At 56.0% G+C, this 26,974-nt stretch carries 22 protein-coding genes and 3 pseudogenes; 9 read left to right on the top strand and 16 right to left on the bottom strand.

Translation table 11 applies throughout. The features are described 5' to 3' along the window. Positions 1-36: 36 nt before the first annotated feature. The 6 genes and pseudogenes from AC0L7S_RS04050 to bcoG form a co-directional block, all read right to left on the bottom strand. Positions 37-819 carry a carnitinyl-CoA dehydratase gene (locus AC0L7S_RS04050; protein ID WP_473473183.1) on the bottom strand — a complete coding sequence of 261 codons (783 nt, stop codon included), beginning with the start codon at positions 817-819 and terminating at the stop codon, positions 37-39. Continuing rightward, positions 816-2,947, bottom strand: a pseudogene (locus tag AC0L7S_RS04055) (acetate--CoA ligase family protein). Before AC0L7S_RS04055 ends, AC0L7S_RS04050 begins: the two are co-directional and overlap by 4 nt. A 55-nt stretch (positions 2,948-3,002) precedes the next feature. Further along, the gene (locus AC0L7S_RS04060) at positions 3,003-4,166 is read right to left on the bottom strand and encodes an acyl-CoA dehydrogenase family protein (protein WP_473473184.1); all 1,164 of its coding nucleotides are present in this window, start codon (positions 4,164-4,166) and stop codon (positions 3,003-3,005) included. 3 nt (positions 4,167-4,169) lie between these two features. Then, positions 4,170-5,261: a 3-hydroxyacyl-CoA dehydrogenase NAD-binding domain-containing protein gene (locus tag AC0L7S_RS04065; protein ID WP_473473185.1), complete on the bottom strand. Its 1,092-nt coding sequence runs from the start codon at positions 5,259-5,261 to the stop codon at positions 4,170-4,172. Beyond that, positions 5,258-5,887, bottom strand: coding sequence for an HD domain-containing protein (locus AC0L7S_RS04070; RefSeq protein ID WP_473473186.1), 630 nt, complete (start codon positions 5,885-5,887; stop codon positions 5,258-5,260). The genes AC0L7S_RS04065 and AC0L7S_RS04070 overlap by 4 nt, the downstream gene beginning before the upstream one ends. 78 nt (positions 5,888-5,965) lie before the next feature. Then, positions 5,966-6,883 carry a 3-dehydrocarnitine:acetyl-CoA trimethylamine transferase BcoG gene (gene bcoG / locus AC0L7S_RS04075; protein WP_473473187.1) on the bottom strand — a complete coding sequence of 306 codons (918 nt, stop codon included), beginning with the start codon at positions 6,881-6,883 and terminating at the stop codon, positions 5,966-5,968. A gap of 74 nt (positions 6,884-6,957) precedes the next feature. Here bcoG and AC0L7S_RS04080 point away from each other — a divergent pair, with 74 nt between their 5' ends. Continuing rightward, positions 6,958-7,938: a GlxA family transcriptional regulator gene (locus tag AC0L7S_RS04080; protein ID WP_473473188.1), complete on the top strand. Its 981-nt coding sequence runs from the start codon at positions 6,958-6,960 to the stop codon at positions 7,936-7,938. Between the two features lie 2 nt (positions 7,939-7,940). Here the strand turns inward: AC0L7S_RS04080 and AC0L7S_RS04085 are convergent, their stop codons facing one another. The 3 genes from AC0L7S_RS04085 to AC0L7S_RS04095 all read right to left on the bottom strand — a co-directional run bounded on the left by AC0L7S_RS04085 (position 7,941) and on the right by AC0L7S_RS04095 (position 10,641). Next, entirely contained in the window at positions 7,941-8,147 is a 207-nt protein-coding gene (locus AC0L7S_RS04085; protein WP_473473189.1) for a hypothetical protein, read from the bottom strand. A 263-nt stretch (positions 8,148-8,410) separates the two neighbouring features. Further along, positions 8,411-9,865 (bottom strand): xylulokinase, encoded by a 1,455-nt coding sequence (gene xylB / locus AC0L7S_RS04090; RefSeq protein WP_473473190.1) that lies wholly within the window; start codon positions 9,863-9,865, stop codon positions 8,411-8,413. Between the two features lie 152 nt (positions 9,866-10,017). Further along, positions 10,018-10,641 carry a LysE family translocator gene (locus tag AC0L7S_RS04095; RefSeq protein WP_473473191.1) on the bottom strand — a complete coding sequence of 208 codons (624 nt, stop codon included), beginning with the start codon at positions 10,639-10,641 and terminating at the stop codon, positions 10,018-10,020. A gap of 270 nt (positions 10,642-10,911) precedes the next feature. Between AC0L7S_RS04095 and AC0L7S_RS04100 the strand changes: the two genes are divergently transcribed. From AC0L7S_RS04100 to AC0L7S_RS04110, 3 genes are all read left to right on the top strand, one after another. Continuing rightward, entirely contained in the window at positions 10,912-11,598 is a 687-nt protein-coding gene (locus tag AC0L7S_RS04100; protein WP_473474173.1) for a L,D-transpeptidase, read from the top strand. A gap of 208 nt (positions 11,599-11,806) precedes the next feature. Continuing rightward, the gene (locus tag AC0L7S_RS04105; protein ID WP_473473192.1) at positions 11,807-12,973 is read left to right on the top strand and encodes a diphosphate--fructose-6-phosphate 1-phosphotransferase; all 1,167 of its coding nucleotides are present in this window, start codon (positions 11,807-11,809) and stop codon (positions 12,971-12,973) included. Next, positions 12,973-13,695: an MBL fold metallo-hydrolase gene (locus AC0L7S_RS04110; protein WP_473473193.1), complete on the top strand. Its 723-nt coding sequence runs from the start codon at positions 12,973-12,975 to the stop codon at positions 13,693-13,695. The genes AC0L7S_RS04105 and AC0L7S_RS04110 overlap by 1 nt, the downstream gene beginning before the upstream one ends. A gap of 36 nt (positions 13,696-13,731) precedes the next feature. Here AC0L7S_RS04110 and AC0L7S_RS04115 read toward each other — a convergent pair whose 3' ends face one another. Next, a complete protein-coding gene (locus AC0L7S_RS04115; protein ID WP_473473194.1) occupies positions 13,732-15,180 on the bottom strand; it encodes an aldehyde dehydrogenase family protein in 1,449 nt (482 codons plus the stop codon). Between the two features lie 551 nt (positions 15,181-15,731). Here AC0L7S_RS04115 and AC0L7S_RS04120 point away from each other — a divergent pair. The 3 genes from AC0L7S_RS04120 (at position 15,732) to AC0L7S_RS04130 (ending at position 16,765) form a co-directional block, all read left to right on the top strand. Beyond that, positions 15,732-15,941, top strand: coding sequence for a DUF680 domain-containing protein (locus tag AC0L7S_RS04120; protein WP_473473195.1), 210 nt, complete (start codon positions 15,732-15,734; stop codon positions 15,939-15,941). A 181-nt stretch (positions 15,942-16,122) separates the two neighbouring features. Then, a complete protein-coding gene (locus tag AC0L7S_RS04125; RefSeq protein ID WP_473473196.1) occupies positions 16,123-16,458 on the top strand; it encodes a hypothetical protein in 336 nt (111 codons plus the stop codon). A 97-nt stretch (positions 16,459-16,555) separates the two neighbouring features. Next, entirely contained in the window at positions 16,556-16,765 is a 210-nt protein-coding gene (locus AC0L7S_RS04130; protein ID WP_473473197.1) for a DUF680 domain-containing protein, read from the top strand. Positions 16,766-16,865: 100 nt separating this feature from the next. Here AC0L7S_RS04130 and AC0L7S_RS04135 read toward each other — a convergent pair whose 3' ends face one another. From AC0L7S_RS04135 to AC0L7S_RS04155, 5 genes and pseudogenes are all read right to left on the bottom strand, one after another. After that, complete coding sequence (locus AC0L7S_RS04135; protein ID WP_473473198.1) at positions 16,866-17,978, bottom strand: ABC transporter ATP-binding protein; 1,113 nt, start codon at positions 17,976-17,978, stop codon at positions 16,866-16,868. Between the two features lie 33 nt (positions 17,979-18,011). Continuing rightward, positions 18,012-19,681, bottom strand: a pseudogene (gene bglA, locus AC0L7S_RS04140) (beta-galactosidase BglA). 3 nt (positions 19,682-19,684) lie between these two features. Further along, complete coding sequence (locus AC0L7S_RS04145; RefSeq protein WP_473473199.1) at positions 19,685-20,839, bottom strand: carbohydrate ABC transporter permease; 1,155 nt, start codon at positions 20,837-20,839, stop codon at positions 19,685-19,687. A gap of 1 nt (position 20,840) precedes the next feature. Further along, positions 20,841-21,853 (bottom strand): annotated as a pseudogene (locus tag AC0L7S_RS04150) (carbohydrate ABC transporter permease). Positions 21,854-22,330: 477 nt separating this feature from the next. Continuing rightward, positions 22,331-23,686 carry an ABC transporter substrate-binding protein gene (locus tag AC0L7S_RS04155; protein ID WP_473473200.1) on the bottom strand — a complete coding sequence of 452 codons (1,356 nt, stop codon included), beginning with the start codon at positions 23,684-23,686 and terminating at the stop codon, positions 22,331-22,333. Between the two features lie 355 nt (positions 23,687-24,041). Here AC0L7S_RS04155 and AC0L7S_RS04160 point away from each other — a divergent pair, with 355 nt between their 5' ends. Next, entirely contained in the window at positions 24,042-25,067 is a 1,026-nt protein-coding gene (locus tag AC0L7S_RS04160; RefSeq protein WP_473473201.1) for a substrate-binding domain-containing protein, read from the top strand. A 37-nt stretch (positions 25,068-25,104) separates the two neighbouring features. Here the strand turns inward: AC0L7S_RS04160 and AC0L7S_RS04165 are convergent, their stop codons facing one another. After that, positions 25,105-25,605: a glycosyltransferase family protein gene (locus AC0L7S_RS04165; protein ID WP_473474174.1), complete on the bottom strand. Its 501-nt coding sequence runs from the start codon at positions 25,603-25,605 to the stop codon at positions 25,105-25,107. Between the two features lie 194 nt (positions 25,606-25,799). Here AC0L7S_RS04165 and AC0L7S_RS04170 point away from each other — a divergent pair, with 194 nt between their 5' ends. After that, entirely contained in the window at positions 25,800-26,954 is a 1,155-nt protein-coding gene (locus tag AC0L7S_RS04170; RefSeq protein ID WP_473474175.1) for a PA0069 family radical SAM protein, read from the top strand. Positions 26,955-26,974 lie beyond the last annotated feature (20 nt).

Below are 26,974 nucleotides of genomic sequence, written 5' to 3' on the forward strand. Positions count from 1 at the left end.
GCGGCGCGTGCCTTCGTGCAATGTCGACAATTTCGTCTATTCACCCTTCCAGACCGGGTCGCGTTTCTCGGCAAAGGCGCGAAAGCCCTCAAGATTATCTTGTGAGCCGTAGAGCCTGTCGACGGTTGGCAATTGCCGACGTGTAACCTTGTTCATTGCATCCTGAAATGTGAGCGCTTCTGCTGCCCGCGCCGTTTCCTTGATTGCAGCAAACACCAATGGCGGACCGCCAGCCAGAAGACGTGCAATCTCCCATACACGTTCCTCCAGCTTTTCCTTCGGCAACACCTCGTTTACCAGCCCCCAACGATGAGCTTCCTGAACATCCATCCAGCGACCGGTAAACAGCATATCCATCGCAACATGATATGGGATGCGCTTGGGCAACTTGATGGTAGCGGCATCGGCAAGAGTGCCGGCGCGGATTTCAGGCAAGGCAAATGAAGAATGATCCGAGGCGTAGATAAGGTCGCAGGACAAAGCCAGTTCAAAACCGCCGCCAACCGCCATTCCATTGACGCAAGCGATCACCGGCTTGTTCATGTCGCGCAGCTCCTGCAATCCCGCAAAGCCGCCAACGCCATAATCCCCATCGACGGCATCGCCACCGGCTGCGGCCTTCAAATCCCAACCAGCGCAGAAGAACTTGTCGCCAGCGGTCTTGACGATGGCGACGCGCAGGTCCGGATCGTCGCGAAACGCCTTGAAGGTTTCTCCCATCTGGCGCGATGTATTGAGGTCAATCGCATTGGCTTTCGGTCTATCCAGAGTGACCTCCAGAATGGTGCCTTCGCGGCGTGCTGAAATAATTTCGGTCATGATGCCTCCCTCGAAACCAGCAGTGCGTCGGCGATCCATGCGCCCGCGCCATCTTCACAAACAATGAGCGGATTGATATCGAGTTCCTCGATGCTTTCCGCGTTGGCCGCAACGAATTCGGCGATAGCCGCGACAGCGGCGACTGCGGCTGCGAAATCCGCTTTCGGGCGTCCGCGATAACCGTCCAGCAACGGGAACAGTTTCAGCGAACGCAGCACCATATCTATGTCGCCGCTGCCTGCGGGCAATAGCAATGTGGCGCTGTCCTTCAACAATTCGACCAGAACTCCGCCGCTGCCCAACGTCATCATCGGACCAAAAACCGGATCGCGCGTAAAGCCGACAATAAGTTCGGCGACGCCGCCTTGCACCATGCGTTCGACATAGAGACTGGTTCCCAGATCGACAAGATCATGAGCGGCGGCTTTGACGGCATCGGCAAGTTTCAGATTTAGCCGAACCGCGCCTAGTTCGGATTTGTGGGCGACCCCGAGTGCCTTGAGCGCCACGGGATAGCCAAGCCGCTCGGCAGCCTCAGCGGCTTCTACTGCCGTTTCGACGCGAATACCTGACGGAACCGGCAATCCTGCGTTGGCAAGCAGTGTCTTGGCCTGAGCTTCGTCCAGCGCATGGCGTGAGCCGCTTTCCTCCCTGTCCCGCCGGACATCTCTGCCACTAGGGAGAAGATGGGCGATTTCGACGTTCGCGCTAAAGATGATTGGTCGCGAAGCGGGGCAGTAACGGTCTTCTTCCACGCCGCCCCGATGAAGGCTGCGGCTTCAGCAGCGTCGAACGCCTCGACAATTCCGTGTAGTGGAACAATGCCACGTTGAAGCAGTTGCGTTGCATGTTCCTCGGGCAAGTTCTCCAGCATCGACGCAACGATAGCACCTTTCGCGTTGTTGGCCTTCAAGGCCGCCTCAAATGCACTTACCGCCGTCCACCAATCGGCATCCGAACACCTATCGTTGCGCGGAAAATCCAGCACCAGCATATTGAAGTCAAAGCCACCCGCCACAAAGGCGGAAAAGGTTTCCTTCATCGCGGCTTCATCGTTCCAGATGAAGGTGTGGTAGTCGAGCGGATTGGCCACAGCCACCAAGGGACCAAGTGTTGCCTTGACCTTTGCGTGATGTGGAGCCGTGAGGGCAGGAAACCCTGCTATTCGCCCCTCGGCGGCATCTGCCATGACAGATGCCTCGCCGCCCGAACAACTCATCGAGGACAGCCGCGTTCCCGGCAAGGGACCAGTGGCGTGAAGCAATTTCAGCGTTTCCAGAAATGTAGGAATAGAATCGACACGCGCTATGCCGAGCCGCCGCAAAAATGCATCTGACGCGGCGGCCGAGCCCGCGAGTGAAGCGGTGTGCGAAACGGTACCGGCCCGTGCCTGCTCCGAGCGGCCGACTTTCATGGCGACAATGGGCTTGTTCAATTCGCGCGCACGGGTAGCCAATCGTTCAAAGCCAGCGATATTGTCGAAACCTTCAATATGCAGGCCAAGCGCAGTAACGCGGCTGTCTTCGATCAGCCCCAGCGCCATTTCCGACAGGCCCGTTTGTGCCTGATTGCCTGCCGTCATCAAAAACGCCACTGGCAGCCCACGCTTTTGCATAGTCAGATTGCAGGCAATGTTGGAGGATTGGGTGATTATGGCAACGCCACCTTCATCCGCCTCCAGCCGCTTGCCGCCGTGCTGGTCGGGCCAGAGCAAAGCACCATCGGCATAATTGATGAGGCCATAGCAATTGGGGCCAATGATCGGCATCGCTCCTGCGGCAGCGACCAGTTCGCACTGCAACCGTTCACCATCAACATCGTCATTGCCCGTCTCGCGAAAGCCAGCGGCAAAGCAGATGGCACCACCTGCACCGCGTTCGGCCAGTTCGCGAACCACCTCGACGGTTAAATGCCTGTTGACGCCAATGAACGTTGCGTCCGGTGCTCCCGGAAGATCGGCAACCGAGCGATATGCCGGGACGCCATGAACATCGGTCTTGGTTGGATGGACGGGCCAGATAAACCCGTCGAAACCCATTTTGAGGCATTGCTCGACAACGGCCGCAGCTTGGGTGCCGCCGAATACGGCGATGGACTTCGGGCGCAGAAGACGCTCAAGACGGTGCATCACATGTTCTTGCCCCTCTCCCATTGCGGGGAGGTAAGGACCGGCATCATTCCCGTCATCCTCCGACCGCCCTCAGCAATGCCCTGGAAATGATGTGGCGCTGGATTTCGGAAGTCCCTTCCCATATGCGTTCGACGCGCGCATCGCGCCAGATGCGCTCCAGCGGCAGATCGTCCATCAGCCCCATACCGCCGTGAATCTGGATCGCTTCGTCGGCGATGAAGGCCAGAACTTCCGTCGCCTTTAGTTTGGCCATAGCCATGTCCTGATCGGTGACGGTGCCCTGATCATATTTCCAAGCAGCCTCGAATACCAACAGCTCGGCGGCCTTCAACTCCGTCGCCATATCCGCCAGCTTGAAAGACACACCCTGGAATTTACCGATCTGCTGGCCGAACTGCTGGCGCTGTGCGGCATATTCTATGGAGTGAGCGAGCGCCCGTTCAGCGCGGCCAAGACAGGTTGCGCCGACCTGAAGCCGTGTCGCGCCAAGCCAGCTATTGGCAACTTCAAAGCCCTTGTGGACTTCGCCAAGCACCTGTTCCTTGGGCAGGCGGCAATCATCGAATTCGAGAATGGCATTGGTATAGCCGCGATGCGAAACATTGCGATAGCCGTCGCGCACGGTGAACCCCTTGGTGCCCTTGTCGACAAAGAAGGCAGTGATCTTCTTGCGCTTGCCGCGTGGTGTTTCCTCCTCACCCGTGGCCATGAAGCAGATGGCGAAATCGGCAAGATCGGCGTGGCTGATAAAATGCTTGGTGCCGTTCAAAATCCAGTCGTCGCCATCCAGAACCGCACTTGCCTTCATGCCGCGCAGATCCGAGCCAGCGCCCGGTTCTGTCATGGCGAGGCAGTCCCATTTTTCGCCCCTTATGCAGGGGAATAGATATTTTTCGCGCTGCTCGGGCGTGCCAGCAAGCAGGATGTTGGACGGGCGCGCCACGCAGGTCCAGTGGAGCGCGTAGTTAGCCCGGCCAAGCTCCTTCTCGTAGAGAAGCCAGGTTAGCGTATCGAGACCTGCCCCACCGACGTCGGCCGGCATATTGGCAGCATAGAGACCGGCGGCGATTGCCTTGGCCTGCAATTCCTTGATGAGTTCAACAGGTAAATGCCCATTGCGCTCCACCTCTTGCTCATGCGGATATAGCTCGTTCTCGACGAAGGCGCGGGTTGTATCGACGATGAGATTTTGTTCTTCCGACAGGCCGAAATCCATGATTCAACCCTTCTTCCGGGGCGCGGATTTTTTCTTTGGTTTCTCGGCTTTGGCCTTTTGCGCAGCTTTCGAAGCGCGCGGCTGCGTCCTCTCCGCTGCAAGGCCCGCAAGTTTTTTCGTGTAGTCCTTGTGCAGCGTGCCGGCGCCCCAACCCTTGCCCTTGTTCTGTTTCGACAAGGCTTCCATGATCGCAACGAGATTGTCGTCACGTATTTTTTCAAGCTGGCGGATCGAAAGGCCATGTGCCTGTTCGTCAGACTGCGTGGCGATGAGATCGACAAGTTCATCGTTGAATTCGGGCACGTCCATCAGCTTGGTCCACGGCCATTTCAGGCACGGACCGAACTGCGCCATGAAATGGCGCATGCCTGCCTCGCCACCGGCGACACGGTAGACCTGGAACATGCCCATCTGCGCCCAGCGCAAGCCAAAGCCGTAACGCATGATGTCGTCGAGTTCCTCAACCGTGCAGATACCGTCCTTGATCAGCCACAGGGCTTCACGCCACGCCGCTTCCAGCAGACGGTCGCCGACAAATGCCTCGATCTCCTTGCGAATGACGACCGGCTTCATACCGATCGAGGCGTAAATTTCCCTAGCGACCTCGATTGCCTCGGGAAATGTCTGGTCGCCGCCGACGACTTCGACCAGCGGCAGGAGGTAGACCGGATTGTATGGATGACCAACCACCAACCGCTCGGGATGTTTCTTCATCGCCACCTGCATGTCGCTCGGCTTGATGCCGGAGGTCGATGAACCGATGATGGCGTTGGCGGGTGCGTGAAGATCAATTTCGGCCAGCACCTTGTGCTTCAAATCCAGCCGCTCGGGTACACTTTCCTGAATGAAATCGGCATTGGCGACTGCCTCGGCTATCGTCTTGGCAAAAATGAGCTTGCCTTCTTTTGGCAAACCATCCGGCAACATTTGCTTGTAGGCGCGCCGCGCGCCCTTCATGATCTCCGCCACTTTGCGTGACGCATCCGGATCGGGATCGAATATGGCCACGTCGATGCCGTTCAGCAAAAGGCGCGCCACCCAACCGGCGCCGATAACCCCGCCACCGATGACGGCAGCATTTTGAATGGTGCTCATTTGGCAACTCCGGCTCTTGCTTTGGCTGTTTCAGGATCGACAAGCGAAACACGCTCACCGGCGCGAATGACTGCCGGGTCGTAAGCCGTGCGGGCGAACACTTCGAGGACGTAAGGGCGGAAGAATTCGATCGGAAACATGTCATAGTCGGGATCGAAGCTCGACTGATCCCAACGCTCGCAAAACTGGTCGCAATCATCAAAATAGGGATGACCGGCGAAGCGGTCGCGCGCATGCGGATTGCCACCAAGGTGATGCGCGTAATAAAGACGCTGAAAATCGCCGTGCTTTTCTACCACCCAGGTGCATTGCTCACGCACGAAGGGCTTCAGGATCGCAGCGGCATATTCGTCGTGATTGTAAGGTGCATAGATATCACCGATGTCATGCAGGATCGCACAGGCAATCCAGTCGGTGTCGGCGCCATCGCGCCATGCGCGGGTTGCAGCCTGCAAGGAATGGCCAAGGCGCGTGATCTTGTAACCCGACAGGCCTTCATCGAGTTGTACCATCGCATCGAGCAGACGCTCGCCGGTTTTGGCGGCATAGTCGATCTCATGGGCCGTCAGGAATTCATAATCCTGCTTGTCGCCATCTTTCATGGCCGTAAACTTTACCGTTGTCATAGTGATCGATTCCAATAAGTTAGAGTGGGATGCGGGCGGAAAACCGGTATCCACTTTTCCTCATCCCGCTCAAGCGGCTCAGGCTGCCAGCGGCGCGCGTTTCACGAGATTAAGTTTCTTGCGCACTTCCTCCGGCCCGATGACCCGTGCGCCCAAATTCTCAACAATGCCGACCGCTTTTTCGACCAGTTGTGCATTCGTCGCCAGCACGCCCTTTTCGAGCCAGAGATTGTCTTCCAGACCGACGCGGACATTTCCGCCAGCCAGCACCGAAGCCGCCACATAAGCCATCTGGTCACGCCCGATGGAAAAAGCCGACCAATTCCAGGTCGACGGTACATTGTTGACCATCGCCATGAATGTGTTGAGATCGTTGGGTGCGCCCCATGGAACGCCCATGCACAATTGTACAAGCGCGTCAGGCTTCAGGACTTCCTCTTGAACGAGCTGCTTGGCGAGCCACAAATGGCCGGTGTCGAATGCTTCGATTTCCGGTTTGACGCCAAGTGCCGTCATCATGGTGCCCATGGCGCGCAACATGCCGGGCGTATTGGTCATGACATAGTCGGCTTCCGCAAAATTCATGGTGCCGCAATCCAGCGTGCAAATCTCTGGCAGGCATTGGCGCACATGTTCGATGCGTTCGGCAGCGCCGGCCATGTCGGTTGCCTTGTCGTTCAATGGCAGCGGATTTTCGGGCGAGCCGAATACCATGTCGCCGCCCATGCCAGCAGTCAGGTTCAGCACCACGTCAATTTCGGCATCTCGAATGCGCTCGGTCACCTCGCGGTAGAGATGCACATCGCGGCGCGGCTTGCCCGTTTCAGGATCACGCACATGACAATGAACAATTGCGGCTCCCGCCTTGGCCGCCGCGATGGCGGAATCGGCGATCTGCTCTGGCGAGCGTGGCACATGCGGGCTGCGATCCTGTGATCCGCCAGAGCCTGTGATGGCGCATGTGATGAAGACCTCGCGATTCATGGCAAGTGGCATAAAATTTCCTCCTGTTGGCGGAAACGATCATCGCGCCACTTGCGAAACGCTGCGTTACAATTTACGAAATTTGCATGGCAAAAAGCGAAAACCCAACAATCTTTCAAGCCGAGCGCGCACCGCTGCGTGTCACATTTCTGGTATTTTCCGGGTCGTCGATCATGTGCGTTGCATCGGCACTCGATCCATTGCGCGCCGCCAACCGCATCACCGGCAAGACATTGTTCGATTTCAAGCTGGTGTCGATGACCGGCGAAGCGCCTGTTACCACATGCGGTTTGCCGATCGCCGTCAGTGGTCGCTTCGATCCGAAATCGCAGACCGACATGCTGGTCATCATTGCTGGCTTCGGCACGCAACACTATGCAACGGCCGCTTTTCTATCCGGCTTGCGGCTGGTGGCGCGAACGGCGCGCGCCTGCGGCGGTGTCGAGGCCGGAACATGGCTGGTCGCACGCGCCGGATTGCTGGAAGGCCGGGCAGCAACAACACACTGGGAAGATCTCGAGGACTTTGCTTCCGCCTTTCCTGGTGCCGATGTGCGCCCGGATCGCTATGTTATCGACGGTCCGGTTTTCACATCCGGCGGCGCATCACCAACCTTCGATCTCATGCTGCATCTCATTCGCACGCGGCTTGGCATGGCAGTGGCGCTGGATGTGGCCAGCGTCTTCATCTACGATCAGGCACGCTCGGCAACGGATGCCCAGCCGCTCGTCTCACTTGGTCGCCTCGACGGTTTCGATTCCAGATTGGCCAATTCGATCCGGTTGATGGAGTCGCATGTCGATCAACCCCTGACCATTGCGGCAATTGCCAAACGTGCAGGTGTTACCGCGAGAACGCTCGAGAACATCTTTGGAAAGGCAATAGGCGAGACGCCCGGTGCCTATTATCTGCGGCTTCGGCTCAGTGTTGCGCGACGGCTGGTGGTGGACACGCGCATCCCCATGACAGATATCGCCGGGCGGACCGGCTTTTCGTCCGCCGCTACATTTTCGCGGGCGTTTTCCAGCGCTTTTGGGAAAGCGCCTGCACATTTGCGGAAAGTTTGAGTTCAGGTGCGCTCGACGCTTTCGCCGTTCGTATGAATACGCGCACGCATCTGTTCTGCGAGATGTGTTTCAAAGCGGCTGGCAACCGCACGATCCCATTCGTTCAACGCCTGCAAATCCGCACCGGGCGGAATGGCAAATAGATGGTCGATGATCGAGCCTGTCACTTCTCTGGATAGAAGAGCGTCGATTTCACGTTCGTGTTGCATATCGTGTCGCCTCCTTTCGGTTCGTTGTTTGAACCGTAATATACGAAGCTCGTGACGGCGTTATGAAGGCGAGATAATGGCATTTGATGGGCATGCCGGAGGTTTTTTCGGGCACTGCATCTGCCCGAAAGCGCAGGCATGGCGAACCACTAGATCACGATGATTCAGGATCGAATCAATCCAAAATCATGAACGTGATCGATTCCAATAAGTTTGAGCGGGATGCGGGCGGAAAACCGGTATCCACTTTTCCTCATCCCGCTCTAAACCCCGACGTTCCTGAGTGCCGGATAGAGTGCACGATACCGCTGATGGGCATCAGCGTAGGCATCGGTCAACGCCGCGTCGGGATCGATGGTTTCGCTCGTCTCGGGCGGCCTGCAAATGGCAAACGGATCACAACTGCTTGCAGCTATCATGCCAAGGCGTGCGGCACCGAAAGCCGCACCAAAATCACCGTCGCCCGGCACAGCGACGGGAACACCGAGCGCCGTTGCAATAGCCTTTAACCAGTAGCGTGAACGTGAACCTCCGCCAATGGCAGTAACGCGATCCAGCGTCGTGCCGGCCCTGGCCAAAGCCTCAAGATTGTCGCGAAAAGCAAACGCGACACCCTCAAGCACCGCCTGCGTGAGCACAGCGCGGCTCGTCTCATGCGCGATACCGGTGAACGCTCCGCGAATGGCGGAATCATTATAGGGGGTGCGCTCCCCCGACAGATAGGGAAGGAAAGAAACGCCACTTGGCGCATTCAATGTGTCGCCAAGCTCCGTTGTCAAATCCTGCGCGTCTTTGCCAGTGATCTGACAAAGCCAGTTCAGCGAATCCGTCGCGGACAGGATGACGCCCATCTGATGCCAGGTATCGGGCAAGGCGTGGCAGAACGTATGCACCGCGCTTTCAGGGTTGGGCAGATAGGTGCTGTTGGCTGCAAACAAGACACCTGACGTACCAAGCGAGACAAAAGCGTGGCCCCCGCCCACCGTACCCATACCACACGCTGACGCGGCATTGTCGCCAGCGCCGCCAGCAATTGGAATGCCTGCCGCCATCCCCCATTTCGAGGCAAGCTCGCCACGCAATGCTCCGGCTTTTTCAGTTCCTTCAACCAGTGTTGGCATTTGGTCTTCTGAAAGATCGGTCGCCGCCAGAAGTTCACCGGACCAGCACCGCTTTTCTACATTCAGCCACGCTGTTCCGGCTGAATCCGACATTTCGGAAATATGCTCGCCACTGAGCCAGAGCCGTAAATAATCCTTCGGCAAAAGAACCTTGGCAACCTTGGCAAAAAGCTCAGGCTCGTTGTTCTTTACCCAGACCAGTTTTGGGGCGGTGAAGCCCGGAAAAACGATGTTGCCGGTTATCTTGCAAAAACGCGGGTCGCCGTCCAGTGCTGCCGCCTCGTGGTGGCTGCGTGTATCGTTCCACAGGATGCAAGGCCGCAGCACATGGTCGTCGCTGCCAAGGAGTGTCGCCCCGTGCATCTGGCCCGAAAGACCTATCCCCTTGACCGCGGCAAATTCTTTTCCATGAGCCGCCTTCAACTCGCCGATAGCCGCCTCGCAAGCGCTTATCCAATCTGCGGGGTCCTGTTCGGACCAACCCGCATGCGGTCGCGACACGTCCAGTGATCCATGACCAGAGCCAACAATGTTCTGGTCCGCATCGATCAACAATGCCTTTACGCCCGAGGTGCCCAGATCAAGGCCAAGATACATGATCAATCCTCCCGCATCCCTATGGCTTTATCTCTCCGGCAGCGGGCCCAGTTGCCCCCACGCGCCCAACCGGCAGACCAGCCAATCGCTTATTTTCGATCAGCGGTATTTATTTCGGATACTGTAAAAATTACCTGGTTGCCAGACAAATGTTAATTTGCGGAGCGCATCGCCACCGTGGCAATGCCAGCACCTACCAGCAATGTGCCGCCGGTTCGGTTGAACATACGCAGTGCCTTTGGATTGCGCACGACATTGCGTACCCGCGCCGCAACCAACGCGTAGCCGAAGGCATTGGCGAAGGCCAGCATCAGGAATGTGGCCTCGAAAATCACCATCTGGGTCAGAAAATCACCATTCCGGTCGATAAATTGCGGCAGAAAGGCAACAAAAAAGGTGATGCTCTTGGGGTTGAGTGCCGTGACCAACCAGGCATGCCCCATCATCTTCATCACTGAGACGGCGTCCGTACGCGGTTCGGCATTCAACGTGCCGCCAGCGCGAAACAGTTTGATACCAAGGTAGATGAGATAGGCCGCGCCAGCCATCTTGAGAACGGCGAACACTTTTGCCGATGCGGCCAGCAACGCGCCGACACCCAGCATGGACAGTGTCATCGCGGTGAAATCGCCAAACGCGACGCCAACCGACATTGGCAACGCAGTGCGCCAGCCTTGCCCAAGCGCATAAGACACGACCAGAAGTATTGTAGGGCCGGGTATCAGCAAGAGGATTGCCGAGGCAGCAGAAAATGCGAGCCAGATTTCGAAAGCCATCAGATGCACCTCAACGACACGGGTGAGAATAGATCAGCAGGCGAGAAGATTTGTAAAGAGCAAGCCTTGCACCCGCGTAGCGAGCTGCATTGGTGCCGGAACCTCTCGCATTCACGCTTTGTCAACCATGATGGCCGAAAATGGGCGCTACAACTATAAGATGCTGTTTCAGAGAGCATTGTGGAGTCGAGTTGCATGCATAGTTTTCCGCAAGATGTGTCACGGGGCGACGAACACCCCGACCAGACCGGTAAGTCGGTCACACGGCGCATGGTTCTTTCAGGCATAGGTGCAGCGACGTTAACGGGCATGAGTGGTTGCTCCCAGTCGGTCGACATGCCGGCGCTTCAACTCGACAATATGACGACCGGTTCGGTGAAGCCGGTTCGGCCTGCCATCAGCGTCGACAAGCAGATCACCAGCCCCGATGTCATGTATGCCGCGCTGACGGATAGCGGGTTTGCCTTGCCAGCCATTCCCTATCAAAAGGTCAAAGCGGAATACCGACGCCAGATCGTGGTTGACCCAACCGGTGAATTACCCGGCACCATTGTCGTTCACCTCAAAGAACGCCTCTTATATCTTGTTCAACCCGGCGGCGATGCCATCCGATATGGCGTCGGCATCGGCAAGACCGGGTTCAGTTGGTCGGGCCGTGCCCAGATACAATATGGCAAGGAATGGCCGACATGGACGCCGCCATCGGAAATGATCGCGCGAAAGCCTGAATTGGTGAAATGGCGCGGCGGACAGCCCGGAGGGCTGAACAACCCACTCGGCGCTCGTGCGCTTTACATCTACAAGGATGGTCAGGACACGGGCTACCGCATCCACGGTTCGCCTGAGTGGTGGAGTATCGGTAAAGCCATGTCGTCGGGTTGCGTGCGTCTCATCAACCAGGACATCATCGACCTCTACAGCCGCGTTTCCAAAAGAAACCCGGTGGTCGTGATCTAGTGCATGTCGCCCAAAAGTGTGCAGCGGTTTTGGGACAACGTCATGCACAAAAAAGGGCTTAAAGCACCCTGCATGAATCCCTTCAAACGCTATGTGCTTTAGAGTCCTGCCCCCTAGGCCGTAGCTGCGGCAAAAACCTCACATCTCCCGTTGCGCTGAAACGCCAGACAGGCGAAAATCGCCCCAACTTGCTGCCGGGAGAACCAAAATGCCGGAAACATTCGTGATCGCGCAGGGCGGCGGCCCGACAGCCGTCATCAATCAGACGCTTGTCGGGGCAGTCCTGGAAATCCGCCAACGGCATCCTGGAGCGCGTGTTCTGGGGTCACGCCACGGGGTTCGCGGTATTCGAGATGGCGCCTATGTCGACCTTGGCGATATGCGCGAAGATCAATTGCGCCTCATCGGCAACACACCAAGTGCCGCGCTGGGCTCAACCCGCGACAAACCCGACGCCGCCTATTGCGAAACCATCCTGAAGGGGCTGACAAAAGCCGGAGCCGATGCGCTCATCTATATCGGGGGTAACGATACGGCAGGAACGCAGCAAATCCTTTCGAATGCGGCGAACGGCAAAATGGCTTTCGTTCACGCACCTAAAACCATCGACAATGACCTTGAGGAAAACGATCACACACCAGGGTTCATATCGGCTGCCGAATTCGTAGCTGGTGCCTTTTTGTCCGTCGATCTCGATTTTCGCGCTTTACCCGGCATTTATGTCGGCATCGTCATGGGGCGTCATGCCGGCTTTCTCACAGCCGCCGCCGCGGCGTGGCGAAGCGATGAAAACAGCGGTCCACATCTTATATATGTGCCCGAGCGCGCATTTTCCGTGAAGCATTTTGTTGAAGATATCAAGGCAACGCTGGCTCGCCACAAGCGTTGCATCGTTGCCGTATCCGAAGGTGTCAGCACGGCGGATGGCAAGGCACTCGTCGAAAGCCTGGTGCCGGCTGAAAAGCTGGAACGCGATGCGCATGGTAACGTCAAGCTTTCGGGCAGCGACTTGCCGGCGGCGCTCGAACGCGCTCTGGCCGACAACCTTCCCGGTGTGCGGGCGCGGGTTGATGCGTTGGGCTATCTGCCGCGCGGCTATGTTGGCGCAATCAATGCGGTCGATAGCCAGGAAGCATTTAATGCGGGAGCCTTTGCGGTCGCGGTTGCCGAACAGGGGGGCGGCTCTGTGGCATTGCAATTTGATGGCCAAAAAACCGTTGTGAAGAAAGTGCCGCTCGACAGCGTAGCCGGGAAAACACGCCACATGCCCGACAATTTCATGGTTACCGGCGAGAACCGGCTTTCCGACACCGGATATGCCTATTTGCGGCGCCTCGTGCCCGCCAAATATCAAATTGGGCAGCCATTCGTCTGATGTCCGACTGGTTTACCAAACGAACCGTCGATGCGGCGACAACGATGCTCACCGAGCCCTTCGTCAATGCCTATATGCGCGCCAATATCTGGCATGTCAGCGGGCGCGATATGGATCTGCTCGTCGATACAGGAATGGGCATCTGCCCGCTCGCACCCGAAATCCCGACCATTGATGGCAAGCCGTTGCTGGTTCTTGCCACCCATATCCATCTCGATCATGTTGGGTCGATGCACGAATTTTCCCTGCGGGCTGGGCCTGCTCTCAGCGCACCGGAGTTCGGCACGATGCGCGATGCCGCCACTTACGCCCATATGTTCAGGGATATGGAAGACCCGGTTTCAAAGTCGCCCTGCCCCGGTTGGAATGCGGGAAGCTATACAGTAGAGCCCGCGCCACTCACGCGCACGCTGGAAGATGGCGATATTATCGATCTTGGCAACCGGCAGTTCACAGTCCTGCACTTGCCCGGGCATTCTCCTGATTCAATCGGTCTCTACGATGCACTAGACGGCACTTTCTTCAGCGGCGATGCCATCTATGACGACACATTAATCGACGATTTGCCGGATTCGGACCGCACTGCCTACCGCCAAACAATGGAAAGACTTCACGATCTACCCATCAATGTCGGCCATGGCGGGCACGGGCCATCCTTCGACAAGACGCGCATGCGTGAAATCGCGACCAGCTATCTGCGGCAGGCGGAAAAGGATAGTTGACTTGGCGAATGGTAACACCACCCGCCATTTCAGCCCTCACCCGGCAGCTTCGTCCCAACCACTGACGGCTTTGACTTCAAGAAAATCTTCCATGCCCCATTTACCGCCCTCGCGGCCAAGACCCGATTGCTTGTAGCCACCGAAGGGACTGCCAAATGGACGGTTGGCACCATTGATCTGGACCATGCCTGCCTTCAATTTTCGTGCCACGCGCTGAGCCTTGGCCTGATCGCCTGACTGCACATATCCCGCGAGGCCGTATGGCGTGTCATTGGCGATGGAAATGGCATCCTCTTCGGAATCGAACGGGATCATCGCCAAAACAGGGCCGAAGATTTCTTCGCGCGCAATAGTCATGTCGTTATTGACGTCGGCAAAAATCGTTGGGCGGACATAATAGCCTCGATTGAAGCCTTCCGGCCGGCCAAGCCCACCTGCGACAAGGCGCGCGCCTTCCTTGATGCCCTTTTCGATCATGCCTTGCACCTTGGTGAACTGAACCTCGGACGAAAGCGGACCGATATGGTCGCCATCCTGCGCCGGATCGCCAACTTTCACCTTTGCAGCAACTTCCGCTGCCAAACCGACCGCTCGGTCATAGACGGGACGTTCAACCAACATGCGTGTCGGCGCGTTGCACGATTGCCCTGTATTGTTGAAGCAATGAGACACGCCACTGGCAATCGCATTTTCAAGATCGCTATCGGCAAAGACGATGTTTGGCGATTTGCCGCCAAGTTCCAGCGCCACGCGCTTGATCGAATCCGAGGCCGCTTTGGCAACGGATATGCCCGCACGCGTCGAACCGGTAAACGACATCATGTCAATGCCGGTATGGCGCGACATTGCCTCGCCAACGCCCGCACCATCGCCATTGACCATGTTGAAGACGCCAGCCGGAAGCTGGGCTTCCTCGATAATCTCGGCGAAGACGATAGACGACAACGGCGCAATTTCGGAAGGCTTCAACACCACGGTGCAGCCAGCCGCGATGGCCGGGATGACCTTCAACGTCACCTGGTTCATCGGCCAGTTCCACGGCGTGATGAGACCACACACCCCGATCGGTTCGTAGACAATGTGCTCACTCGCATTGCGTTCGCTGAGCGGTGTTTCGAAAGTGAACGCTTTCAGCGTCCGAATGAATGACTTGATATGTCCCGCACCACTGGCAGCCTGCGAGTTCAATGCAAGCTTTATCGGCGCGCCCATCTCCGAGGAAATCGCCTGTGCCATATCCTGCATACGCCGGCTGTACGCGGCCAGCACTCTTTCCAGCGCCTCGACCCGTTCTTCGCGGCTGGTCTGGCTCCAGCCTTCAAATGCGTGGCGCGCGGCTGCAACCGCCTTGTCAACGTCAGCTGGCGACCCCAGCGAGATGACCGCGAATGGCTGTTCATCGGCCGGGTTAATGACCTCCATATCCTTCGGCTCAACCGGAGCGACCCATTTTCCATCAATGAAGAAATTTGTCTTGCGTAGCATGAGGGCTCCTTCTGGCTCCGCCGATCTGAAGCGGGCGCATGTGTCATTCAAGCGAACTATCCGGCCAGCCTTGTAGCGCCCCATTGCACGCGCACCAAGCCTCACTGGCATTGAGATAGTGAGGCCAGCACCATCGCGCTGTACAATCGGCGGGTTACTTTCTTCAAATGTGGGCGCACATTCGCGTTCGAAGGGGAGAAAATCCGGTAATTTCTCCTTGGCCTCGCAAGAAAACCATCAGCCGAGATTCGTTTCCTGCTTTCATTAGACGGCTTACGTTGACGGTCTGTATCGAGATCGGTGAACAATCACCTGAAACTCTTTCCGCCAATCAAGGCGTGACTGCGAATGCTCATTGATTTCATTGTATTTTTTTGCCCGTAAATGACATATCAACGATTTCAAGGACGATCCGGTTGGTCCAGCGATGAACATTTTCGTGATTGGTAATTGCCCCCTTCCTTGACCAAATCAGCGTTGTCCGAACGACGGTGATTCCTCCCAAGACACGTCGCCAGACGGACGTAGAAATTAAGATATGGAGTTTTGAAATGAAAAAGATCGCTCTTACGGCTGCTGCCCTTCTCGCCATTTCCGGTTCTGCTTTTGCGGCAGGCAGCGACCACTACGGTTCGCAGGATGTAAACCAGCTTCCTGTCACCAGCGTTGACAATTCCCACACGGCTTCCGTGAAAACAACGGTGAATTCGGATGCCACATCGTTCACCGATCACTATCGTCTTCACGACGGCAACAACTAAACTGTAGACGTACATTCCAAAAGAGCGGTGGGCGAACCCCATCGCTCTTTTTATTTGAGCTCATATTCGCGCAAGCAGCGTGCTTGCGCTTTTCCGCCATCCATAACGCAATCTGGCAATATTGGACGTCAGCTATTTAGCTTGTGGATGCAGATTCCTTGAAGCCGCCGGGTAAAAATGCGTGATGCCCGACTCGCCACATTTTGCAGCGCCACATTTTTTGCGCCAGGGCTTCGAGACTGCCAAAAACGATCCGGCAATCACCCAAACCTGCGGCCTCGTAAAACCTTGCCTAGGCCGATTTATAAGCCTTGCCTGGGTCGATTTTTTCGGCGGCTCACGTTCACGCATTGCACAGAAAGAAGTGAACACTGAAATGAAACTTTTTTCGCACCCTGAGTCTCGACAATTCATCCCATTGTTTTCATTTCATATTTCTTTCCAAGATGGGATTTTCTGCGATTTTTATCCTCACGTCATTCGGCTCAACATATACGATTTCGTGATTGGTAAGTGAGCGCCGGGTTGCCCAAATTGGAGTGGTCCGAACGACGCACCATCCTCCCAAGACGCGCCGTTTGACGGACGGGAAAACCAACATTTGGAGTTATAAAATGAAAATGATCGCTCTTACCGCCGCCACTCTCTTCGCCATTTCCGGTTCAGCCTTTGCTATGGGCAGCGACCACTTCGGCACACAGGATGTCAATCAGCTTCCCGTCACCAGCATTGACGGCACCTACACGGCTTCCATAAATGCTCCGGCAACATCGGATGCCAAGTCGATCACCGGTGACTATCGTCTTCACGGCGGCAACACTTAAGCCGTTGACCTGCATTCCAAAAGAGCGGTGGGCAAATCCCCATCGCTCTTTTAATTTGTGTATCTGCCAGTGCGTAAATTATGGTTGTGTGGAAAGCCGCTCAAGCCGCCTTTGCGGCGATGGTCTGATATGTGAATGACCTGCCATCAGCATCAAATATGTGCAAATCCTCAGAATTCGCGGCAAGTTTGAGTACACTACCTCGCTTGACCTCGGCATTTCCCGGAAGCTTGGTTACCAGCGGCTGATCGGGACGGCCAATATCGATATAGACAAGCTGGACCTCGCCCAATTGTTCGACATAGTCGACTTTCCCCTCGAACAGATAGTCCTTCTCCGCCGCGACAAACAAATCTTCCGGCCGGACGCCGAAGCTGATCGACATTCCCTCCGTTCCAGCGGGGGTTGAAATCGGGATCGTAACCTTTCGGCCGCCAATATGGCTGATCGCAGTCTTGCTTCCCGCCTTGTCCAACGTCGCTGGCAAGATGTTCATGGCCGGCGACCCGATGAACTGCGCGACGAACAGATTGCCGGGATTTTTGTACAAATCCATCGGTGTGCCGATCTGTTCGACATAGCCGTCTTTCAGCACAACAATGCGATCGGCCAGCGTCATCGCCTCAACTTGATCATGGGTGACGTAGATCATTGTAGTTTGGGGCATGGATTCCTTGAGCTTGGCAATCTCGATGCGCGTTGCCACGCGCAGCGCAGCGTCAAGGTTCGACAAGGGCTCGTCAAACAGAAACACTTTCGGATTGCGCACAATTGCGCGCCCAATGGCGACGCGCTGACGTTGACCACCCGACATGGCTCTTGGCAAACGGTCGAGGTAGTCCGTCAGTTGCAGAATTTCTGCCGCTTGCTTCACCCGGCGGTCGATCTCAGCCTTGTCTTCCCTGGCGATCTTCATGCCGAAGGCCATATTGTCGTAAACCGTCATATGCGGATAGAGCGCGTAAGACTGGAATACCATGGCGATACCGCGCTTCGACGGCGGCACATCATTTACGCGTTCACCTGCAATGGTGAGATCACCTGAAGTGATTTCCTCCAGTCCGGCAATTGTTCTCAGCAGCGTCGATTTCCCACAGCCGGAAGGCCCGACAAAGACGATGAACTCTCCCGACTTGATGTCAAGGTCGATGCCATGAAGAACATCAACATTGCCATAGGACTTTTTCACCTGTCTTAGCGTGAGATCAGCCATGTTTTGCTCCCGTTAATTGGGGTCTATTTAATATCATCGCCCGAACCAGGCACCGTAACCATCCAGACGAATGACGCCCCCGCTTAACTGGCTGCTAAAGCCATGCCCCTGCAATGGTTGCAAATCCTGCCCTGCGGGAAGTTCAAACTCGGTCGGCGTGCTGGCCAGATTAAAGACGCAGACGATCTGCTCGTTCTGGTGATTGCGGGTAAAGGCAATCGTATCGCCCCGGCTGGCGATGAAGGCGATATCACCCTTGGCAAGTACCCGGTGTTGACGGCGAAAAGCAAGAAAGCGACGATAGTGCTCCAGTAGTGATTGTTCATCATCCTGTTGCCGGCTGACAGACCGGGCCAGATGCTCCGGCGGAACGGGCAGCCACGGTTTTGCCGCGGAAAATCCGCCATTTGTGGCATCGGCCTCCCAAACCATCGGTGTGCGGGCACCATCACGGCCCTTGAATTCCGGCCAGAAACGTATCCCGTAAGGGTCTTGCAAGTCTTCAAAGGCGATATCGGCTTCACCAAGGCCGAGTTCTTCCCCCTGATAGATACATACCGATCCGCGCAGGCACAGCAACAGCGCGGAAATGACCTTGAGATAGGCTATCGGGTCGATTTCGTCGGCGGCCCAGCGCGAAGCAGGGCGCATCACGTCATGATTGGAAAAGCCCAGCATGACCAGCCATCGCTGGCAGCATTGTCGAAGGCTTCCAACACCGAACGAACCCGCGCTGCACTGATCTTTTCAGGCGCGAGAAAGTCGAAGGCGTAACACATGTGAACCCGGTTCTCGCCAGCGGTGTAAGCAGCCACCACTTCCAAACCTCGCTGTGCATCACCAACCTCACCCACGGCGGCCGCTGCCGGATACTCATCAAGCAGCGAACGAAACCGTTCCAGAAAACCGAGATTTTCCTGTCGGCTCTTGTCGTAGAGATGATCCTGGTGATTGTAGGGATTGACCGTCGGTGCGGTTTGATTGTTGCGCTGGTCGGGCGGCAGCGCGGGATTATCTTCCAGACCTTGAGAATGAAAATAGAAATTAATGGTGTCCAACCGGAAACCATCAACGCCACGCTCCAGCCAGAAGCGCGTAACGTCCAGCAATGCGTCTTGAACATCCCGATTGTGGAAATTGAGATCCGGCTGCTCGGCAAGGAAATTGTGCAGATAATATTGCTGGCGTCTCGTGTCCCATTGCCAGGCGGAGCCGCCGAATATCGACAGCCAGTTGTTGGGCGGCGTACCGTCAGGCTTGGCGTCGGCCCACACATACCAATCGGCCTTGGCGTTTGTGCGGCTTGACCGGCTTTCCTTGAACCAGATGTGATCGTCTGCGGTGTGTGAAATGACCTCGTCGATCATCACTTTCAGCCCCAGCCGATGCGCCTCGACTACCAGTGCATCGAAATCCGCCAGCGTGCCGAACATCGGATCGACGTCGCAATAATCGGTGACATCATAGCCGAAATCACGCATCGGCGACTTGAAGAAAGGAGAAATCCAGATTGCATCGACGCCGAGCGCGGCCACGTAGCCAAGTCGGGACGTAATTCCCTTCAGGTCACCGATGCCATCGCCGTTCGCATCCTGATAGCTGCGCGGATATATCTGATAGATCACCGCACCTCGCCACCAATCCTTGTCGATGGCCGGATGTGGACTTTCAATTCCAGTGATCTCGGTAGTTACTGCCTGCATGGATCAGCCTCCCTTGACCGAGCCGGCGAGAAGGCCGCGCACGAAGTAGCGTTGCAACGAAAAAAAGACGATCAACGGCACGATGATGGTGACGAAAGCCGAAGTCGTCAGGATTTCCCAATCCCCGCCGCGTGACCCGAGCAGCGCGTTCAGCTTGGCGGTGAGAACGATCTGATCTGCCTCGGTGCCAAGGAATACCATTGCCACAAGCAGGTCATTCCAAACCCACAGGAACTGGAAAATGGCAAAGGACGCAAGCACAGGAAACGACAGCGGCAGCACGATCTTGATGAAAATCTCGAAATCGCTGGCCCCATCGATACGCGCCGATTCCATGATTTCACGCGGCAATCCGGCTATGTAGCTTCTCAACAGATAGATCGCGAACGGCAACCCGAAACCGGTATGCGCCAGCCAGATGCCGAGATAGGTCTTTACCGGCACACCGAAAAACAAACCGATCCCATTGTAGAGTTTGAGCAGCGGAATCAGGGACATTTGCAATGGCACGACAAGCAGGCCGATTATGACTGCAATCAACAGCGCGCGTCCTGGAAAACGCATCCATGCGAGCGCGTAGGCTGCGAACGCTGCTATGAGAATTGGAATGATGGTCGCTGGGACAGTCACGGTCAGCGAATTCATGAAAGAGCGCCCAATACCTTCGGACAATAACACCGTGCGATAGTTATCGGTGGTGAATTTCGGCGGTGCTGACGAAACGAAATATACACGTTGGCCGCGCTCGCCCTCGAATGCCTTGGGCGAGGCCATGAGAAAACTGCCATCCTCGTTGAGTTGCAGCGTTACGCCATCTCCCAGATCGGCAATAGCATTGGCATCAAACCGGGTTGGCTTTGTCGATCTGATGCCGAAGGCACTGATATGACGCTTTGGTCCATCGCCAAAGACATTGCCTTGCAGCAAGAAACGACCGTCGCGCTCCACCTGTTCCGAGGCCGGAGGTAATCGGCCCGCTTCGGTCTGGCTCGAACTCACGAACGAATTCCACCAACCCGACGCGATAATCTGGTCCTTGTCACGCAAGGAAGAGACCAAAATGCCAAGCGTCGGTATGGTCCAGATGACGACAAAGAACAGAACGGCGAGATGGACGCCAAAACGCGCAGCGAAAGATTTTCCGGTCGAGCTTGCCATGTCAGTGCCCTCCCGTCTCTTTATTGGCCTGGCGGATATTCCAGACCATGATGGGAATAACCGCAATCATGATGATGATGGCGATGGTTGCGCCACGCCCGAAATCGCCGCCGCCGCGGAACATCCAATCGAACATCAGATTGGCAAGCACTTGCGAGTTCCATTGTCCATTGGTCATGGTCAGAACAATGTCGAACACCTTCAAGACAAGAATGGTGATGGTGGTCCAAACCACCGCGATCGTGCCCCAAATTTGCGGGATCATGATCTTCCAGAAAATCTGGAACGGATTTGCACCGTCGATCACCGCCGCTTCCAGCGTTTCTTCCGGAATGCCGCGAAGTGCGGACGACAAAATGACCATGGCAAAGCCGGTCTGAATCCAGATCAGGATAATCATCAGGAAGAAATTGTTCCAGAACGGTATCGATATCCAGACCTGTGGCGCTCCACCAAAATACTGCGCCACGGCATTGAGAATACCGATCTGTGTCTGGCCCGCGCCACGATATTCATAAATGAATTTCCAGATGACGCTGGCACCAACGAAAGAGATGGCAAGCGGCAGGAATATCAGGCTCTTGGCAATGGTACCCCACCAGATCTTGTCGGTAAGGACAGCGATTATCAGGCCAAGAAAGGTGCATGCAGCAGGCACAACCGCAAGCCACAGCACATTGTTGAGAACCGAATTGCGGAACTCACGATCACCGATCGCCCAGGCGTAATTGGCAAGGCCGACAAAACTGGTGCCGCTGCGATCCATGAAAGAAAGTCGCAATGTCTCGATCACCGGATAAATCAGATAGACAGTCAATATGAGCATGGCCGGGCCGACGAACAGCCATGGGCGGATCAACCCCTGACGGCGCAAATTATCGACGGCCGCAGCCCCTGAAACGCCACGGGAGGGAAAACCATGTCGAGCAGTTTGTTGGCTCCCCAAAAATAAGCGACGCAGCCACTGACACCCACAATGATGACAAAAACGGCCGAGAAAATTTGAGCTATCATAAGCCCTTCCCCCTGCATCAGTTTCGGCTTCGATTAGAGCGTTTCAGTTTTGATAGAACCGTCGAGATGCTTTAAGTATCTGTTTTTACGCAACTCTGGACGGAAAACCGCACAACACTTTTCCTGGAATTGCTCTAGGGCCTGTTGAGTATCAGCGCACGAGGCTGCGTTGGCGCTGAAATCGTTGCTGAACAGGAGGAAAGCGCAAGGAAGTGTGTGCCACTTTCGAGCATTTCCGACGTATTCAGGAGCGATTTCAGCCCAACCCCAAAGGGGCCGCGTGCAAATGAGCCATTTTTGCGTCGCTCGTCGTCGAATATGCCCTGCATGTCCTTCCTTCTCGCTCCTTGAACTGGGCTCATTTTCACTGCGGCGCAGCCCGTTCGGTGATACTCAACAGGCCCTAGCTTGATCAGACCGATCCGGGTCTGGAAAAGACCCGGATCGGCGCGCCTTGGGAGGCTGCGCTCACCCCGCCTACTTGATGGCGTCCCAGCTCTTTTGAATGTCGGTTGCGACCGCTTCGGCAGACTTGCCGCCGACCAGATCGACCATTCCGGTCCAGAACGCGCCAGCACCGATTTTACCCGGCATGAGATCTGAACCGTCGAAACGGAAAGTCGAGGCATTGGCCAGAATTTCACCCTGCTTGCGCAGCGCATCGCTGCCATAGGCATCCTTGTTGACGGACTTGAACGGTGTGACGAAACCGCCTTGAACCATCCATATTTCATGTGCGAGGGGCATTTCGAGGAACTTGACGAAGGCGCGCGAAGCCTTTGAATCCTTGGTGATCATAACAAGGGTACCAGCGCCGAGAACCGGCGTGCCGAGATCGGGTTTGTCGGCGTAAGGCGGGTAATAGAAGAAATCCGCATCGACGCCCAGCTTCGTGCCTTCGGGGAAAAACGAGGGGATGAAAGAAGCCTGATGGTGCATGTAGCACTTCGGAGGCACGGCAAACAGGCCCTTGGGGCTGTCACGGAAATCTGTTGCGGCAACGGCAGCCGCACCTCCATTGACCATCTTGTCGTTGGTGGCGATCTTGCCGAAAATCTCGATGGCATTGACAACGGCTGGATCGTTGAAAGGAATTTCGTTCTTTACCCATTTGTCATAGACTTCAGGCGTCTGGGTGCGCAGCATGATGTCTTCCACCCAGTCAGTAGCCGGCCAGCCGGTGGCGCCACCGGAGCCAAGGCCGATGCACCACGGCGTGCCCCCGTCAGCAATGATCTGTTGCTCAAGCGCTGCAAGTTCTTCCTGTGTTTTAGGAACCTTGTATCCGGCTTCGTCGAAATTATCGGGCGAATACCAGACAAGCGATTTGACATCGGCCTTGTAGGGAAATGCGAAGAAACCCGGTTTGCCGTCCTTGTCGTTATAAGTGCCAAGATCGACCCATGACTGGCCGGCACCGTAATTGTCCTTCACCCAATTGGCGGTTTCGTCGCCGAGCGGCGTGAGCAAGCCTTTGGAGGCCAGATCCTGTATCAGGCCGGGTTGCGGCAAAATGGCTATGTTCGGCGGGCTGCCAGCCTGCGTGTCAATAACGATCTGCTGCTCGTAATTTTCAGACGAGGAGTATTTGATCTCAACACCGGTCGCTTCGGAAAAATAGGCAAGGACGGTTCGTATCAACCCTTCGTCCTCACCGCGCCACGGCCCGAAGATCGTCAGCGTCTCGCCCTTCAGATCGACTTTCTTGAGGTTTTCATAATCTGACCAGTTGAAACGCGGGTCCTCGCCCGGCTTGAACTTCAAATCCGCGTGCGCAGGTGCGCTGAACGCAAGTGCGACGAGCGCGACGCCGGTCAATAGCATCTTTTTCATCAGCATTCCTCCCAGTAAGTCATAAAATGCCGTCCGGAACCTCCATTCCGTGCACCGATATCGCTTCATCATGTCTATTCAAAAACAGACACACACAGAAGCAATATTCAAAGCGCTTTGGCTTTTCTCATCTCGCCATTGAATAATCGGAGAGTCAAGTCACTTCGACACTAATCGATTATAATTTCGCAATTTCATATACTAACACTGCGATGCAGCATCATTTTTTGCATTGCAGCAATAATTTCGACTTCAAACTGCGCCTGTCGCTGCTATGCTGCCAACAGCCGTCGGCAGATGAACAAGCACATACGCGCCATGATTTTAAAGCGCTTTGAAGGATTGGAACCCACCTTTGAACCTGAAACAGCTGTCGCATATGCTGTCACTTTCACAAACCACGGTAAGCCGCGCGCTCAATGGCTATCCCGAGGTCAGCGAAGAAACGCGCCGACGGGTCATGGATGCCGCCAAGCGCCACGACTACCGTCCAAATCCCAGTGCGCGCCGATTGGCCACCGGCAAGACGGGCATGATCGGCTACGTTCTTCCAACCGGCAAGGAGGTCGACATCGATCCGCATTTCGTCGAGTTTCTATCCGGCCTCGGTGATTATGCACGCTCGCATGAGCTTGATCTCGTACTCTCGCCGGCCGACGCGGACGATCAGGAGACGACATACCGGCGCATTGTGGCCAACCGGCAGGTCGATGCCGTTTATATCTCCTCACCACGACCAGTGGATAAACGCGTTGCGCTGCTCGATAGGCTGGGTGTTCCTTTCATCGTTCATGGTCGCTCCGAGGGGCATGATTTCGACTATTCTTATATCGACATCGACAATGAGGGAGCTTTCCAGGAGGCCACGCGGCTACTGCTGCAACTCGGCCACCAACGCATCGCCTTGATCAATGGCGACAACCGCGAAACATTTGCCATTCACCGTGAGCGCGGCCTACGTCAGACCCTGGAAAATAGCGGGTTAACGCTTGACGACAAACATTGCCTGTCACTGGCAATGACGGAAGAAAACGGCTACCGCGCGACCAGGCGCCTTCTCGAATTTGCGAACGCGCCCACTGCGATCATCTGCTCCAGCCTGATCATGGCGCTTGGTGTTGTTCGCAGCGTGCGCGATCTCAACATGACAATACCCGGCGATATATCACTGATCGCCCATGACGATGTTTTCCCTTGGTTGAGGCCCGAGAATTTTTCGGTACCACTTTCCACGACGCGCTCCTCTATCCGGGCTGCTGGTGCGCGCGTTGCGGAACGGCTGGCCGCACGCATTTCAGGATTGGAGAGTGGAGTTCATGGCGAGATATGGCCGGTCGACCTCATTGTCCGCGGCTCGGTCGCCAAAGCGCCATCTGCCTAACCACACCATCATTGGAAATTTCCACCCGGCATTGATTTCACGCAGCCGGTTCGATCTCGGCACGTAGCGTTTTTACAGCAAGGCCGCGTGCAATTGCCTCTGTGCTAGACGCATTCTTCGACAAGACAAGTGCCTGCTTCCTCGGGATGAGCAGCCCCTGAGCCAGGGCGGCTGGCCGTGAAAATGCACGCGCCAGGAATGGCATTCGGTGAGCTCGCGAGCGCGAAAAGCGTGCAGGAATAACCGCCTTGGCAATATGGGCTGAAATGTCGTCCATCCAGCCATCCGGCAAACGTGCGCCGGGCTGCAAGACAAGCAACCATTCGCTTTTGGCGCGATTTATCGCTGCACCCAGATCGCCGCTTTCTTCAACCACGCAGCCCGCATGTTCCGCCACTTCGCGCGTACGATCCGCAGACCCGTGATCGAACACAATTACGTCGCGCACCATTCCCTCAACCGCGCCGCCAATGAGGGAAACGAGTGTGCGCGCAAGGTCTTCTTCGTCGTTACCGGTCTCGATCAATACGCTGAGCATTCGCGTCACATAGCTGAAAGGCTGTGCCAGCACCAGTTTCCATGCCGCACGATGCGAGTGAACGCCCCGCTGCCATATTGTCAAATTTGGCATTCACACCATAGTTCTTGTTTTGTTCTCATTTTTCGGATAGGAATAATTTCATGACAATTGCGATTCGACAGGCAAAAAGCACACCTTGGGAGAAAGCCAGGATGGAACAGATTGCGCGCGCGGACATTGCGGCTCTCGGCCCCGGACGGGCAGAGATGGCGAATGCGATGATTGAGGAAAGCGGCTTACGTGTGCGCCCTGTGCGCAATCGTGGCCGTTCGGCGGGTATCAACCCATCTGGCCGGTTCGAGCCGGTAAGCAGGCACGTATTCGACGACGGGTGGAATTCACTGGAGGAATTACCTCCCTTCAAAACCGAAGTACAGGTGGAAAAGCCGCGCACCATCATTACCCGAAACGACTCGCCCGATATTTCATTTGACCGCTCAATCAACCCCTATCGCGGCTGCGAACACGGTTGCGTCTATTGTTTCGCGCGGCCGACACACGCCTATATGGGGTTGTCGCCTGGACTGGATTTTGAATCGAAATTATTTGCAAAGCCAGATGCTGCACGCCTTCTCGAAAAGGAACTGTCCAAACCGGGGTATCAGCCGCGCACCATCGCCATCGGCACCAATACAGACCCTTATCAGCCGATCGAGAAGCAGTACCGCATCATGCGTGAAGTTCTGGAAGTTCTTGAAGCGCGCGATCATCCGGTCGGCATCGTTACGAAATCGGCACTGGTCACGCGCGATATGGATATACTGTCTCGAATGGCCGCACGCGGGCTTGCGAAAGTGGCGCTTTCGGTAACAACCCTTGACCGGATGTTGGCGCGAACTATGGAACCACGCGCCTCGACACCGAGCAAGCGACTGGAAGCGATCCGGCAATTGTCAGATGCAGGCGTTCCGGCTTCGGTGATGGTGGCACCCATCATTCCAGGACTCAACGATCCGGAAATCGAACGAATACTCGACTCGGCTTATGCTGCTGGCGCGCGCGAAGCGGGTTATGTCGTGCTTCGCCTTCCCTTGGAGGTAAGCCCCATCTTCAAGGATTGGTTGTTGCGTCACTACCCTGATCGTTACCGGCATGTCATGTCGCTGATCCGTTCGATGCGAGACGGCAAGGACTACGATTCGCAATGGGGCAAGCGAATGAAAGGGGCCGGGCCTTACGCATGGCAAATTGGCCGCCGTTTCGAGATCACCACCAAGCGGCTTGGGCTCAATAGCGAGCGGCGCAAGCTACGTACTGACCTGTTTGTCGCCAACGCAGGACAAGAAAAACAACTCGTGCTGCTTTGATGGTGACCATCGCTCAGGCG

The organism is Mesorhizobium sp. G2-6-1, assembly GCF_055809095.1.